The organism is Nocardioides sp. BGA-UO-ETr-FS32 (assembly GCF_059567905.1).
In genome coordinates this window covers 26,478-40,431 of sequence record NZ_JCAQOX010000017.1, presented here as the reverse complement: position 1 = coordinate 40,431, position 13,954 = coordinate 26,478, and the positions used below count along the sequence as shown (strand labels likewise).

At 72.0% G+C, this 13,954-nt stretch carries 13 protein-coding genes; 7 read left to right on the top strand and 6 right to left on the bottom strand.

Annotated elements, in window-relative coordinates; genetic code table 11:
* The first annotated feature begins 8 nt into the window (after positions 1-8).
* The 3 genes from AC57BS_RS20395 to AC57BS_RS20385 all read left to right on the top strand — a co-directional run bounded on the left by AC57BS_RS20395 (position 9) and on the right by AC57BS_RS20385 (position 3,925).
* The gene (locus AC57BS_RS20395) at positions 9-779 is read left to right on the top strand and encodes a type III pantothenate kinase (protein WP_496413276.1); all 771 of its coding nucleotides are present in this window, start codon (positions 9-11) and stop codon (positions 777-779) included.
* A 74-nt stretch (positions 780-853) separates the two neighbouring features.
* Entirely contained in the window at positions 854-1,183 is a 330-nt protein-coding gene (locus AC57BS_RS20390; RefSeq protein ID WP_496413275.1) for a histone-like nucleoid-structuring protein Lsr2, read from the top strand.
* Between the two features lie 168 nt (positions 1,184-1,351).
* The gene (locus tag AC57BS_RS20385) at positions 1,352-3,925 is read left to right on the top strand and encodes an ATP-dependent Clp protease ATP-binding subunit (RefSeq protein WP_496413274.1); all 2,574 of its coding nucleotides are present in this window, start codon (positions 1,352-1,354) and stop codon (positions 3,923-3,925) included.
* Between the two features lie 31 nt (positions 3,926-3,956).
* Here AC57BS_RS20385 and AC57BS_RS20380 read toward each other — a convergent pair whose 3' ends face one another.
* A complete protein-coding gene (locus AC57BS_RS20380) occupies positions 3,957-4,838 on the bottom strand; it encodes an HhH-GPD family protein (RefSeq protein ID WP_496413273.1) in 882 nt (293 codons plus the stop codon).
* A gap of 68 nt (positions 4,839-4,906) precedes the next feature.
* Between AC57BS_RS20380 and AC57BS_RS20375 the strand changes: the two genes are divergently transcribed.
* The 3 genes from AC57BS_RS20375 (at position 4,907) to AC57BS_RS20365 (ending at position 6,479) form a co-directional block, all read left to right on the top strand.
* Positions 4,907-5,725, top strand: coding sequence for a hypothetical protein (locus tag AC57BS_RS20375; RefSeq protein ID WP_496413272.1), 819 nt, complete (start codon positions 4,907-4,909; stop codon positions 5,723-5,725).
* Between the two features lie 77 nt (positions 5,726-5,802).
* Positions 5,803-6,111, top strand: coding sequence for a hypothetical protein (locus AC57BS_RS20370; RefSeq protein WP_496413271.1), 309 nt, complete (start codon positions 5,803-5,805; stop codon positions 6,109-6,111).
* Positions 6,112-6,116: 5 nt separating this feature from the next.
* Positions 6,117-6,479 (top strand): hypothetical protein, encoded by a 363-nt coding sequence (locus tag AC57BS_RS20365; protein ID WP_496413270.1) that lies wholly within the window; start codon positions 6,117-6,119, stop codon positions 6,477-6,479.
* A gap of 431 nt (positions 6,480-6,910) precedes the next feature.
* On the opposite strand, the gene disA is transcribed toward AC57BS_RS20365, so the two are convergent.
* Both disA and radA read right to left on the bottom strand, forming a co-directional pair.
* The gene (gene disA, locus AC57BS_RS20360; RefSeq protein WP_496413269.1) at positions 6,911-7,993 is read right to left on the bottom strand and encodes a DNA integrity scanning diadenylate cyclase DisA; all 1,083 of its coding nucleotides are present in this window, start codon (positions 7,991-7,993) and stop codon (positions 6,911-6,913) included.
* A 114-nt stretch (positions 7,994-8,107) separates the two neighbouring features.
* Positions 8,108-9,505 carry a DNA repair protein RadA gene (gene radA, locus AC57BS_RS20355; RefSeq protein WP_496413268.1) on the bottom strand — a complete coding sequence of 466 codons (1,398 nt, stop codon included), beginning with the start codon at positions 9,503-9,505 and terminating at the stop codon, positions 8,108-8,110.
* Positions 9,506-10,009: 504 nt separating this feature from the next.
* On the opposite strand from radA, the gene AC57BS_RS20350 reads away from it, so the two are divergent.
* Complete coding sequence (locus AC57BS_RS20350) at positions 10,010-11,053, top strand: LacI family DNA-binding transcriptional regulator (protein WP_496413267.1); 1,044 nt, start codon at positions 10,010-10,012, stop codon at positions 11,051-11,053.
* A 22-nt stretch (positions 11,054-11,075) separates the two neighbouring features.
* On the opposite strand, the gene AC57BS_RS20345 is transcribed toward AC57BS_RS20350, so the two are convergent.
* From AC57BS_RS20345 to AC57BS_RS20335, 3 genes are all read right to left on the bottom strand, one after another.
* Positions 11,076-11,759: a class I SAM-dependent methyltransferase gene (locus AC57BS_RS20345; protein WP_496413266.1), complete on the bottom strand. Its 684-nt coding sequence runs from the start codon at positions 11,757-11,759 to the stop codon at positions 11,076-11,078.
* Positions 11,760-11,869: 110 nt separating this feature from the next.
* Entirely contained in the window at positions 11,870-12,508 is a 639-nt protein-coding gene (locus AC57BS_RS20340; RefSeq protein ID WP_496414212.1) for a VOC family protein, read from the bottom strand.
* 59 nt (positions 12,509-12,567) lie between these two features.
* Positions 12,568-13,938, bottom strand: a complete 1,371-nt coding sequence (locus tag AC57BS_RS20335; RefSeq protein ID WP_496413265.1) for an alkaline phosphatase family protein — start codon at positions 13,936-13,938, stop codon at positions 12,568-12,570.
* Positions 13,939-13,954 lie beyond the last annotated feature (16 nt).

Below are 13,954 nucleotides of genomic sequence, written 5' to 3'. Positions count from 1 at the left end.
GTGCTGCCATGAGCCTGCTTGCGGCCGACATCGGCAACAGCCACACGTTCCTCGGTCTGCTCGACGGCGACGAGGTCACCGCCCACTGGCGCGTCAACAGCGACGAGCGCCGCACGGCCGACGAGTGGTCGATCGTGATCCGCGGGCTGCTCGGTGACCGCATCGACGACGTCGACGGCATCTCGGTGTGCGCGACCGTCCCGGCCGTCCTGCACGAGTGGCGCGAGATGCTCGAGCGGCACTTCGGCGACGTCCCCTCGATCGTGGTCGAGCCCGGCGTCCGCACGGGGATCCCGGTGCTGATGGACAACCCTCGCGAGGTCGGCACCGACCGGATCGTGAACTCGCTCGCCGCCGCGACGCTCTACGGCGGTCCGGCCATCGTCGTCGACTTCGGCACGGCCACGACGTTCGACGTGGTCAACGGGGCGGGCCAGTACGTCGGTGGTGCGATATCGCCGGGCATCGAGATATCCCTCGAGGCGCTCGGCCGCCGTGGCGCCCAGCTGCGCAAGGTCGAGCTCGTCCGGCCACGCTCGGTGATCGCCAAGAACACCGTCGAGGCCCTCCAGAGCGGCATGGTCTTCGGTGTCGCGGCGCAGGTCGAGGGCCTGGTGGCGCGGATGATCGCCGAGCTCGGAGAGCCGGTCGAGGACGTCACTGTGATTTCGACGGGCCATTTGGCCGCGCTTCTCGTCGACGATTGTGCGTGTTTCACCGAGCATTCTCCGTGGTTGACGCTGCAGGGATTGCGACTCGTCTTCGAGCGCAATTCCTGAGTCCTTTTGTGCTGCGTGGTGAATTGCTGCCACAATCGCATTCACGGGGCCCGCCGAATGCAAAGGAATAGACCATGGCTCAAAAGGTCAACATCGTTCTCGTCGACGACCTCGACGGCACGGAGGCCACCGAGACGGTGACCTTCGGCCTCGACGGCACCACCTACGAGATCGACCTCAACGACGCCAACGCCGCCGCCCTGCGCGAGGCCATGAGCGGCTACGTCGGTCACGCCCGCAAGGTCACCGGTGGCGGCCGCCGCGGTCGCAAGTCGAGCGGCGGCGGTTCGTCGTCCTCCAACACCAAGGACGTCCGCGAGTGGGCCAAGGCCCAGGGCATGGACGTCTCGGAGCGCGGCCGCATCTCCGCCGACGTGCAGCAGGCGTACGACGCCGCGCACTGATCTCCGCCCCCCCGGACGGCCCCGGCACCTGCCGGGGCCGTTCGCTGTGAGCGGACGCTCTGGTGAGTCGGGCGGGAACACGTAGGCTGAGGTCGGGCGTTGAGCCCAGTGTTCGCGCTCCCGTCCCGGCGGGGGGCAGGCGGACCACGCAGACGTAGAGGAGCGCACATGTTCGAGCGGTTCACCGACCGAGCCCGGCGAGTTGTCGTGCTGGCCCAGGAAGAGGCCCGCATGCTCTCCCACAACTACATCGGGACCGAGCACATCCTGCTCGGCCTCATCCACGAGGGCGAGGGCGTCGCAGCCAAGGCCCTCGAGTCCCTCGACATCTCCCTGGAGGCCGTGCGCGCCCAGGTCGAGGAGATCATCGGCCAGGGCCAGCAGGCCCCGTCCGGCCACATCCCGTTCACCCCGCGCGCCAAGAAGGTGCTCGAGCTCTCGCTGCGCGAGGCGCTCCAGCTCGGCCACTCCTACATCGGCACCGAGCACATCCTGCTCGGCCTGATCCGGGAGGGCGAGGGCGTCGCGGCCCAGGTCCTGCAGAAGCTCGGCGCCGATCTCAACCGGGTCCGCCAGCAGGTCATCCAGCTGCTCAGCGGCTTCCAGGGCAAGGAGTCGGCCACGGCCGGCGCCCAGACGTCCGGATCGGGCGGCGAGGCGCCGTCCAGCTCGCTGGTCCTCGACCAGTTCGGCCAGAACCTCACCCAAGCCGCGCGCGAGGGCAAGCTCGACCCGGTGATCGGTCGCGAGCAGGAGATCGAGCGCGTCATGCAGATCCTGTCGCGCCGCACGAAGAACAACCCCGTCCTCATCGGCGAGCCCGGCGTCGGCAAGACCACCATCGTGGCCGGCCTCGCCCAGGACATCGTCAAGGGCAACGTGCCCGAGACGCTCAAGGACAAGCAGATCTACACCCTCGACCTCGGCGCCCTGGTCGCCGGGTCGCGCTACCGCGGTGACTTCGAGGAGCGCCTCAAGAAGGTGCTCAAGGAGATCCGCACCCGCGGTGACATCGTGCTGTTCATCGACGAGATCCACACCCTCGTCGGCGCCGGCGCGGCCGAGGGCGCGATCGACGCCGCCAGCATCCTCAAGCCGATGCTGGCCCGCGGCGAGCTGCAGACCATCGGCGCCACCACCCTCGACGAGTACCGCAAGTACCTCGAGAAGGACGCGGCGCTCGAGCGTCGCTTCCAGCCGATCCAGGTGCAGGAGCCCTCGATCGCGCACACCATCGAGATGCTCAAGGGCCTGCGCGACCGCTACGAGGCGCACCACCGCGTCACCATCACCGACGAGGCACTGGTCTCGGCCGCGACGCTGGCCGACCGCTACATCTCCGACCGGTTCCTGCCGGACAAGGCGATCGACCTCATCGACGAGGCGGGCTCGCGACTGCGCATCCGCCGGATGACCGCACCGCCGGACCTGCGCGAGTACGACGAGAAGATCGCCGACGTACGCCAGCGCAAGGAGGCCGCGATCGACGGGCAGGACTTCGAGGCCGCGGCCCGCCTGCGCGACGAGGAGAAGCAGCTCTCCGCCCGCCGCTCGGAGCGCGAGAAGCAGTGGCGCGCCGGTGACCTCGACGAGATCGCCGAGGTCGACGAGGAGCTGATCGCCGAGGTCCTGGCCGTGGCCACGGGCATCCCGATCGTCAAGCTCTCCGAGGAGGAGTCCACCCGCCTGCTCAAGATGGAGGACGAGCTCCACAAGCGCGTCATCGGGCAGGAGGAGGCCGTCAAGGCCCTCAGCCGCGCGATCCGTCGTACGCGTGCCGGGCTCAAGGACCCCAAGCGCCCCGGTGGCTCGTTCATCTTCGCCGGCCCGTCCGGCGTCGGCAAGACGTGGCTGTCCAAGACGCTCGCCGAGTTCCTCTTCGGCGACGAGGACGCGCTGATCCAGCTCGACATGAGCGAGTTCTCCGAGAAGCACACGGTGTCACGCCTGTTCGGCTCGCCTCCCGGCTACGTCGGCTACGAAGAGGGCGGCCAGCTCACCGAGAAGGTGCGCCGCAAGCCGTTCAGCGTGGTGCTCTTCGACGAGGTCGAGAAGGCGCACCCCGACATCTTCAACAGCCTGCTGCAGATCCTCGAGGAGGGTCGCCTGACGGATTCCCAGGGTCGCGTCGTCGACTTCAAGAACACCGTCATCATCATGACCACCAACCTCGGCACGCGCGACATCTCCAAGTCGGTCAACCTCGGCTTCGGCCAGACCGGCGATGCCGCGGGCTCCTACGAGCGGATGAAGAGCAAGGTGTCGGAGGAGCTCAAGCAGCACTTCCGCCCCGAGTTCCTCAACCGTGTCGACGAGATCGTGGTCTTCCCGCCGCTGTCGCGCGAGCAGATCATCGCGATGGTCGACAACATGATCGACGCCGTCGAGCTGCGGCTCAAGGACCGCGACATGTCCCTCGAGCTCACGCAGCCCGCCAAGGACCTGCTGGCCGAGCGCGGGTTCGACCCGGTCCTCGGTGCCCGACCGCTGCGCCGCACGGTGCAGCGCGAGATCGAGGACGTGCTCGCCGAGAAGATGCTCTTCGGCGAGGTCGGCCCCGGCCAGATCGTGCTGGTGGGCGTCGAGGGCGAGGGCGTGGAGGCGAAGTTCACCTTCCGCGGCCAGAAGAACTCCGCCGTCCCCGACATGCCGCCGCTCGAGACGGTGGTCGAGGGCCCGACCGGTGACGGTCCGGACGACTCGGCCGGCCCGACGGACGTGCCGAAGACCAACGAGGCCTGATCACGGCCGCCTGGAGACAGGCGGTCACTGATCACCCCGGGAGCGCCCAGCGCCCCGGGGTGATCTGCGTCAGGAGCCCGTCGGCGACCAGCCCCGTCAGGCACCGCTCGCGCTGGTCCGCGGCCGGCCACACCGCCGCGACCTGGTCGGCCGAGACCGAGTCGCCCTCGCGCGCCAGCGCCATGATGCGTCCGCGGCACTGCCGGTCGGTGCCGTCCCACGCCTGGCCGCGGCGGGGCGGGCCGTCGTACGCCGGGAAGCCGGCCGCTCGCCACCGGCACTCCGTCGCGATCGGGCAGGCGTCGCACGTCGGCTGGCGCGCGGTGCACACGAGGGCGCCGAGCTCCATCGTCGCGACCGCCCACGTGGCAGCGGTGGCCTCGTCGTCGGGGAGCAGCGCGGTCGCCACGTCGCGCTCGGCGCGGGTGACGGCCGGTGCCGGGAACTCCCGGCCGGAGACCGCGCGCACCAGGACCCGCCGGACGTTGGTGTCGAGGACGACGTGTCGCTGGCCGAAGGCGAAGCTGGCGACGGCGGAGGCGGTGTAGTCCCCGACGCCGGGCAGCGCGAGCAGGTCGCCGTACGAGCGGGGCACCTCGCCGTCGTGCCGCTCGACGATGGCGACGGCGGCGGCGTGCAGGCGCAGGGCGCGGCGCGGGTAGCCGAGCCGGCCCCACATGCGTACGGCCACGCCGGTGGTGTCCGCGGCGAGGTCGGCAGGCGCGGGCCAGCGCTCCAGCCAGGCCGCGTGCACCGGGAGCACCCGGGCGACCGGGGTCTGCTGGAGCATGAACTCGCTGACCATCACCGACCAGGGCGTCGCGGCGTCACCGCGCCAGGGCAGCTCACGCGCGTGGGCGTCGAACCAGTCGAGCACGGCGTCGTGCAGCGCACGGGTCTCGGGAGCGTCCATCGCCCGCGATCGTAGGTGAGCCGGTGCGCCTCCGCAGAGACGGGCCGCTCGCTGCCTAGCCTGACCCCATGGCGACGACCGTACGACCTCGCGGGCCGCTGCCGGCCCGGGTCTACTGGACCCGGCGCCTCGTGGTCCTCGGCATCCCGCTGCTGCTCGTCGTCGTGCTCGCGCGCGTGCTCGGCGGCTCGTCCGACGCCAGGGACGACGCGAGCGGGACCGCGACGCAGGCCGGCGCCACCGTCGAGACGACGCCTGCCCCGGCCGCGGGGCCGACCTCGCAGGTGGCGCCCGGCAAGGGCAAGAAGGGCAAGAAGGGCAAGAAGCGCGACCAGGTCCCGCAGGAGACCGTTCCGCCCGAGCCGGTCCTGGCCGAGCCGTCGGGGCCGTGCGATCCGTCCGACATCGTCGCCACGCCTGCACTCGCGTCGGCCGCAGGTGGCGCCGACATCCCGATCACGATCAACCTGCGCACCGTCGTCACCGAGGCCTGCACGTGGCAGGCGTCGCCGGAGACGATGACGGTGACCATCACGTCCGGCAGCGACTACATCTGGAGCAGCCGGGAGTGCCCCGCGTCCATCCCCCCGCAGGACGTCGTGGTCCGGCAGGCCGTCGACGCGCCCGTCGTCGTCACGTGGTCGGGCAGGCGCTCCGACGAGGGGTGCACGAAGTGGACCGACTGGGCGAGGGTCGGCTTCTACCACGTGCAGGCGGCCGCTCTCGGCGGCTCCGGCACCGACGTCCAGTTCGAGCTGGTCGGTCGGCAGCCCGAGGTGATCACGCAGACCGCCGAGCCGCAGCAGCAGGGTGGCAAGCAGACGGACAAGGACGCGGACACCTCGCACACGCCCGGTGAGGACGGCGCGGGCAACTCTGCCGGCTGAGTGCCGCAGTCAGGTCCTTCGACCCTGCCGTTTCCCACCGCCTGGCGGGATGATGGTGGTGTCGGAGGAGGTGTGTCATGAGGACCCTCGAGAGGCGCGGCGTCCTTCCCGGCGCGAGCGTCGCCGGCCCCGTCACCCTGGTGCTGGGGGTGCTGTTCACGCTGGCCGTCGCGTATGCGTACGTGCTCAGCCTCGCCGATGGTGTGAACCCGCCCGACTGGGCGCGCGTCGTCGGGCTGGTGTGGCTCCCGGTCGGCCTGGCCGGCGTACCCATCGGCTACTACTGGTCGCGGGACGGGGACCGGCAGCGCCTGGCCGAGGTCGGGGTCGCCCTCGCCCTGCTCGGCGTGGTGGCCTTCGTGGGTCTCGTGGTCGCGTTGGGGTGAGGGAGATGTCGACCGACGTACGCACCGGGTCGGACGCCCGGACGTCCCTCACCCGGGCCTGGTGGTCGCTGCTCGGCTTCGTCGCGACCTTCTTCCTCGCCTTCGGCATCGGCGAGGGCATCGCCTCCGCGCTGGGCCACCCGTCGGGCGGCTCCGAGACCGCGGAGTGGTGGGTCATGGTGCTCGCCGCGGGGCCGGCGCTCGTCGTCTTCGTGCTGCCGGCCGTGCTGGTGGTGCACTACGGGCGCCGGGCGATGCGGCTCGGCGAACCCCGTGGCCGCTACCCGGTGGTGATCGCCGTGGTCGTGGCGGGCGGATTCGTGCTGCTCAACCTCGTGTCCGCGATCGGCGTGCTGCTGCTGGAGTGAGGCCGCCGATGTGGCGCCGCGCCGCCGCTCGGGTGGGCGGTGGGTGAGCGACATTCGGGTAGCTCGGATGGTGGGTGGGCCACCGCTCGCGGGCGTGTCGGCGTACGCCGCGCGGGTGGGCGGTGCCTGCGCGACATTCGCGGCACTCGGAGTGTGGGTGGGCCACCGCTCGCGGGCGTGTCGCGGGTGTGCGGGCGGGACGCCGTACGCCGTACGTCCGCACGTGCGGCGGTCCTGGCCCCCGGACCGGCGGATCAGGGGCCAGGAGTCGGGCACGTGCGGCGGATGTGGCCCGAGGATCTCCGATGATCGCGGACCTCCCGTGGGGAGATCTCGATACGGCCTTGCGCGGCTTCGTTCCTCAGCCGCGGGCCTACTCGATCTGGCCGCGCCCACGCCGACTGCTCGTTCCTCGCAGCCGGCTGCGCGTCTCAGATGTAGCGCTCGGTGATGCTCGACTCGGCGAGGCGTGAGAGCCCCTCGCGCACGCTCCGCGCGCGCAGCTCGCCGACGCCCTCGACGGCCTGGAGGTCGTCGATGCCGGCGGAGAGCAGCTGCTGGAGCCCGCCGAAGTGGTCGACGAGGCGGTCGACGACGGCGGGCGGCAGCCGCGGGACCTTGGCGAGCAGCCGGTAGCCGCGGGGGGCCACGGCTGCGTCGAGGTGCTCCGCGCCGCCCAGCCCGATCGCGCGGGCCACCGAGGCGGGGTCGACGAGCTCGGTCGGCGACAGCGCCTCGAGCTCGGCGAGGTGGGAGGCGGGGCTGGCGTGGCGTCGCCGGCCGCCGGGGAGGTAGTCGCGCACGACCAGCTCGCGCTCCGCGTCGACGCCGGTGACGAGCTCCTCGAGCTGGAGGGACAGCAGGCGTCCGTCGGTGCCGAGCTCGAGGACGTAGTCCTCGATCTCGCGGGCGATCCGGATGACCATCTCGAGGCGCTGGGCGACGACCGCGACGTCGCGCACGGTCACCAGGTCCTCGATCTCGAGCGCGGACAGCGTGGCCGAGACCTCGTCGAGGCGCAGCTTGTAGCGCTCGAGCGTCGCGAGCGCCTGGTTGGCGCGGGACAGGATCTTGCCGGAGTCCTCGAGGACGTGGCGGATCTCGCCGACGTAGGCCGCGATGATCTGCATCGACTGCGACACCGAGATGACCGGGTGCCCGGTCTGCTTGGCCACCCGCTCCGCCGTCCGGTGCCGGGTGCCGGTCTCCTCCGAGGGGATCGTGTGGTCGGGCATCAGGTGGACCGCCGCGCGGTGCACCCGGGTGATGTCCTTGTCGAGGATGATCGCGCCGTCCATCTTGGCGAGCTCGCGCAGGCCGGTGGCGGTGAACGGCACGTCGAGGGTGAAGCCGCCGGTCGCGATCGACTCGACCGTCTTGTCCTGGCCGAGCACGATCAGCGCGCCCGTACGCCCGCGCAGGATCCGCTCGAGCCCGTCGCGCAGCGGGGTGCCCGGTGCTATCGAGGCCAGGGTCGCGCGCAGCCGCAGCTGCTCGTCGATGCGCTCTGCCACCGGTCCCTCCACCTGCCCTCCGTGGGCGACCCCGTGCGCCCCGGTGCAGTGTAGGGGCGAGTCGTGCCACCGCGCCGATTTCGTGAGCAAGCCGTGACCTGCCGGGCTCGTCGTCTAGAGCGGCGGCGTCAGGTCGAGCGTGAGCAGGGCCCCGACCACGTCGTCGACCTCGACCACGCGCAGGCCGTCGACCACGCGGCGCGACGGGATCCCGCGCTCGCTGGGAAGCGCCCGGCCGCGGGGGACCACGGCCACCTTGAAGCCGAGCCGGGACGCCTCGGCGATGCGTTGCGGCAGGTCGCGGACCCGGCGGAGCTCGCCGGCGAGGCCGATCTCGCCGATGGCCACCGCCCCGCGCGGCGGCGGGACGCCGAGGTGGGAGCTGGCGACGGCCACGGCGAGGGCGAGGTCGACCGCCGGGTCGTGGAGCTTGGCGCCGCCGACGGTCGCCACGAAGGTGTCGCTGCCGGCGATGCGCAGGCCGGCGTGGCGCTGGAGGACCGCGAGCACCATGTCGACGCGCGACGACTCGACGCCCGAGACCGTACGGCGCGGGCGCTCCAGCGGTGACGGCGTCAGCAGCGCCTGCACCTCGGCGAGCAGCGGGCGCCGGCCCTCCATGGTCACCGCCACGCAGGTGCCGGAGACGTCCTGGGTGTGGTGCTCGACGAAGAGGCCGGTCGGGTCGGTGACGGCCTGGATGCCATCGGAGGACAGGTCGAAGCAGCCGACCTCGTCGACCGGGCCGTACCGGTTCTTCATCGCGCGGACCATCCGGAAGCGGGAGTTGCGGTCGCCCTCGAAGTGGAGGACCACGTCGACGAGGTGCTCGAGCACCCGCGGACCGGCGATGGAGCCGTCCTTGGTGACGTGGCCGACGATCATCGTGGTGATGTTGCGGGTCTTGGCGACGCGGATGAGCGCGGCGGCGACCTCCTTGACCTGCGTCACGCCGCCCGGCACGCCGTCGACGCCCGAAGCGCCGATGGTCTGCACGGAGTCGACGACCAGCAGCGTGGGGCGTACGTCCTCGATGTGGGTCAGCACGGCCCCGAGGTCGGTCTCTGCGGCCAGGAACAGCTCGTCGTGCACGCCGCCCGTGCGGTCGGCTCGCAGGCGCACCTGGGCCGCGGACTCCTCGCCGGTGACGTAGAGGGTGCGCTGGCGGGTCCGGGCTGTCTGCGCGGCGACCTCGAGCAGCAGGGTGCTCTTGCCGACACCGGGCTCGCCGGCGAGCAGGATCGCCGCGCCCGGCACCAGCCCGCCGCCGAGGACGCGGTCGAGCTCGGGCACGCCGCTCGTGCGGGCGACGGACTCGGTGATCGCCACCTGGCCGATCGGCACGGCCGGGGTCGACACGGGGCCGGCGGCGGCGCGCAGGGTCGGCGCGCCGGCCTCGACGACCGACCCCCACGCCTGGCACTCCCCGCACCGGCCGACCCACTTGGCCGCCTCCCACCCGCACTCGGTGCACCGGTAGGAGGAGCGGGTCCGTGCGGCCTTCGTCGACATGGGGGCAACGCTAGGTGAGCCCACCGACACCCGAGCCCCGGCGCGCCCGGTCCGGACCACCTCTCCACAGGTCGGTCCGCAGCCTGTGGATCACGCCCGGATCCTGTGGACGAAGGGCCCCGCGGCTGGGGACGGACGCCCGTGATCGGTGGACGGGACGTGGAGGAGCAGATCGGCAGTCGGAACCCCTTGCGCCCGGCTCGTACGACCGCGTAGAACTTCTCCCACGCAGCCCGGCAACGGGCGGCGGGGCAGCTCGGGGACGAGGGTCCATCCGGTTGGGACGCTTCGGCGGACCGGCCGCCGCGACTGGGTGACGCAGGCGCGGGGACCATCGGGGACGAGCCGTCGACCGGAGGTCGTCACACGATCCGGTCACTGAAGGGCCCTTGCGACTCATACTCGCAAGGGCCCTTCACCCGTTGGGCGGGCGTGTCGCGCGCGCCCCGGGGCTTATGCTCACCTCCATTGGATCGATCTAGGGCGATCGAGGGGGAGTGAGGCATGGCACGCAGCGAGCACCGGTCGAGCAGCACGTTGCCCGTCACCCCGCCCACCCTCGCCGACGTCGCCGAGCGTGCCGGCGTCTCGCGGCAGACCGTCTCCAACGCGGTCAACAACCCCGACCTCCTGCGCCCCGACACCCTCGAGCGGGTCCGCCAGACGATCGCCGAGCTCGGCTACTCGCCCAACCGTGCGGCGCGCAACCTCCGCACCCGTACGTCGTCCCTGATCGGGCTGCGGTTCGCGCCCGCGCAGGAGGGCACGGCCAACGCGGCGATGGACCGCTTCGTGCACTCGCTGGTCGAGGCCAGCGAGGAGGTCGGCTACCACGTCCTGCTCTTCCCGGGCGACGACGAGGACCCCATCGGCGGCTACGACAACCTGCTCCGCTCGACGGCGGTGGACGCCTTCGTCGTCACCGACACCTACCTCGGCAACCCCCAGGCCGCGTGGCTGAGCCAGCAGCGCGCGCCGTTCGTCGCGTTCGGCCGACCGTGGGACGACGACGGGGCCCGCCACATCTGGGTCGACGTCGACGGCGCCGCCGGCATCGCGCTCGCCACCCAGCACCTCATCGACCGCGGCCACACGCGCATCGCGTGGATCGGCTGGCGCAAGGACTCCCCGATCGGGGAGGACCGCCGCTCGGGCTGGGTCCGCACGATGCACGCCAACGGCCTCTCCACGACCGGTCTCGCCTCCCGCGTCGAGGACGTCGTGCACAGCGGCGCCGAGGCAGCCGCCGTCCTGCTCGACGAGTCCGCGCCCACCGCGTTCGTGTGCGCGTCGGACACCCTCGCGATGGGGGTGCTGCACACGCTCTGGATCCGCCAGCTCGCGCCCGGCAAGGACATCGCGGTGGTCGGCTTCGACGACTCCCAGGTGGCCCAGGTCTACCCGGTGGGCCTCACCTCCGTACGCCAGCCGCTGGAGGACGTGGCGGTCGAGATCGTCCGCACCCTGCGCGCGCTGCTGTCGCACCAGCCCGTCGAGACGCGGGGCGTCCTGCTCGAGCCGACGCTGGCGATCCGCGAGTCGAGCTAGCGACGCCCCGACGGGCGTCCGGCTAGAACTCGCGCCACCAGAGGTTGACCGCGTAGTCGACCTCGGTGCCGGTGTGCGAGGCGAGCGCCTCCTCGGCGGCCTCGGGCGGTAGCTCGATGCGTACGACGGCCTCGAGCGCCTCACGCGACGTGAACGACCATCCCATGTCGATCTCGCGCCGGCTCCAGCCGTGGGTCGACCAGAAGCGCTCCACGGCGTCGGGGTCCACCTCGGGGAAGCCGCGGCGGAACCAGCCGCCGAAGGTGGACCTGTTCGGGTCGTTGTCGATCACGAAGGCCGTGCCGCCCCGGCGTACGACCCGGTCGAGCTCACGCAGCCCCGGCTCGGAGCCGGGGCCGAAGAAGTAGGCCCAGCGCGCGTGCACCACGTCGACCGACGCGTCGCGCACGGGCAGCGACTCGGCCATGCCCTTGAGCACCGTGACGTTCCGGAGCCGCTTCGTACGCCGCCTCGCCAACGGCACCAGCGGGGGATGGGGCTCGACCCCGATGACCTGCGCCGCGGACTCCGCCCAGAGGGGCAGGTGGAAGCCGGTGCCGCAGCCGACGTCGAGCATCGTGCGACCGGACCAGTCGCCGATCTCCTGCATCGCGGCGGTGATGCGACCGTGCGGGTCGGCGGCGCGGTTCTCGAGCTCGTAGAGCTCGGGGGTGTTCCAGATGTTGGGGGAGGGGCGAGGGTTCATGGAAGGGAGATCTCGACGCGCCCGTCACGACCTCGTGCCTCGGCCGTGGGGCTTGCTCGATCTGGCCGAGCCCACGCGACGAGCTCGTTCCTCGCTCGCCGCTGCTCGTCTCAAATACGTACGAGCCCGTTGGGGGTCTGCAGCTGGACCGCGACGATGCCGGGGGTGCCGTTGGGGGCGACCCACTCGACCTTCACGTCCTCCAGCGGCGCCTCGACGGTCTCGCCGAGCCACTCGCTGACGCGCTGGGGGTCACCGGCGATCTCGAGGGTGGCCAGCGAGAAGTCGCCCGTGGCGCCGTTGCTGGGGTGCAGCTCGGCCGGGGAGTGCCACTGGATGAAGAACGGCAGCTGCGGGTCGGAGATCAGGCCGTTGACGCCGATCTGCTGCCACAGCAGCTCGGTGCCGTCGGGGCGGTGCCGGTTGCCCTTGACGGCCTCGCGGCCCAGGCGGGACTCGATCGGCGCGATGTCGGCGACCGAGACGACCCAGCCCAGCCACCCGCCGCCGAGGGCGGAGCGGGCGCGGACGGCCTGGCCGAAGGGGGCCTTGTCGCTGGCCGGGTGGTCGAGGACCTCGACGATCTCCATGTAGACGTCGCCGGCCAGGGGCAGGGTCATGTTGCGGGTGCCGAAGCGGGGATGGATGCCTCCGTCGACGAAGTCGGTGCCGAGCAGCCCCCCGATGCGCTGGGCGGTGCTGGCGAGTCCATCAGGTCCTGCGGCGAAGCTGACGTGGTCCAGGCGCATGACCAGATTCTGGTCCGGACGCATGGCGGCCCTGACACCGGGGTCGGGGTCTCTTGATGTCAAGAGGTGCCGGCGAGGCGGAGCAGCAGGTCGCGGACGTCCGTGGCGGGCACGGGTCCTGCGACCGCTCCCGGCGTGCTGCACACGAGCATCGGCCCGGCGGCGGGCTCCTTGGGGAGCCGTCCGTGGGTGCCGCGGACGGGCGAGGGATCCAGCGGCACGACCTTCATCGCGTACCTCAGGCCCGCCATCTTCCTGGCGAGGGTCAGGCCCGCCTTGAGCTTCACCGCCCGGTCCTCGGGGTCGAAGAACAGCTCGGCCGGGTCGTAGCCGGGCTTGCGGTGGATCTCCACGCCGCGCGCGAAGTCGGGTGCCCGCGCGTCGTCGAGCCAGTAGTAGTAGGTGAACCACGCGGTCTCGTCCGCGACGAGCACCAGGTCGCCGGACCGCTCGTGGTCGAGGCCGTACGCCGCCTGGCCCGCGCGGTCGAGCACCTGGTCCACGCCCGGCAGCTCGGCGCACAGCGCGCGTACGGCGTCGAGGTCGGCGGGGTCGTCGACGTAGACGTGCGCGACCTGGTGGTCGGCGACCGCGAACGCACGCGAGGTCCACGGGTCGAGGTACTCCATGCCGTCCTGCGTGTAGACCTCGAGCAGGCCGTTGCGGCGCAGCATCCGGTTGACGTCGACCGGCTGGTCGGCGGCGGTGATGCCGTACTCCGAGAGCACCAGCACGGTCACCCCGGCGCGCTCGGCGTCGTCGAGCAGCGGGGCGAGGGCGGCGTCGACGTCGCGCGCGGCCTGGGCGGCCTCGGGGGAGTCGGGGCCGAAGCGCTGGAGGTCGTAGTCGAGGTGCGGGACGTAGCAGAGGGTGAGGTCGGCGCGGGGCATCAGCCGGCGGGTGGCCGCGATGATCCACTCGCTCGAGGTGATCGCGGCGGTCGGTCCCCAGTAGGTGAACAGCGGGAACTCGCCCAGCTCGCCGACGAGCTCGTCGTGCAGCTCCGGCGGGCGGGTGTAGCAGTCGGGCGCCTTCTTGCCGTCGGCGTAGTAGATCGGTCGCGGCGTCACCGTCCAGTCGGTCGTCGCGCCCATGGCGTACCACCAGCAGACGTTGGCGACCGTGTAGTCGGGTCGCTCGCGACGGATCGTCTCCCAGACCTTCTCCCCCGCGACGAGCTTGTTGTGCTGGCGCCAGAGGAACACCTCGCCGAGCTCGCGGAAGTACCACCCGTTGCCGACGGCGCCGTGCCCCGAGGGCGGCAGCCCGGTCAGGAAGGTCGACTGCACCGAGCAGGTGACGGCCGGGAGGACCGGCTCGAGCGTCGCCTGCGAGCCCTGGTCGGCCAGGCGGCGCAGCCTGGGCATGTGGGCGAGCAGGTCGGGCGTGAGGCCGACGAGGTCGACGACGAGCAGCTGGGGGTGGGCCACGGCGGGGGTCCTGTTC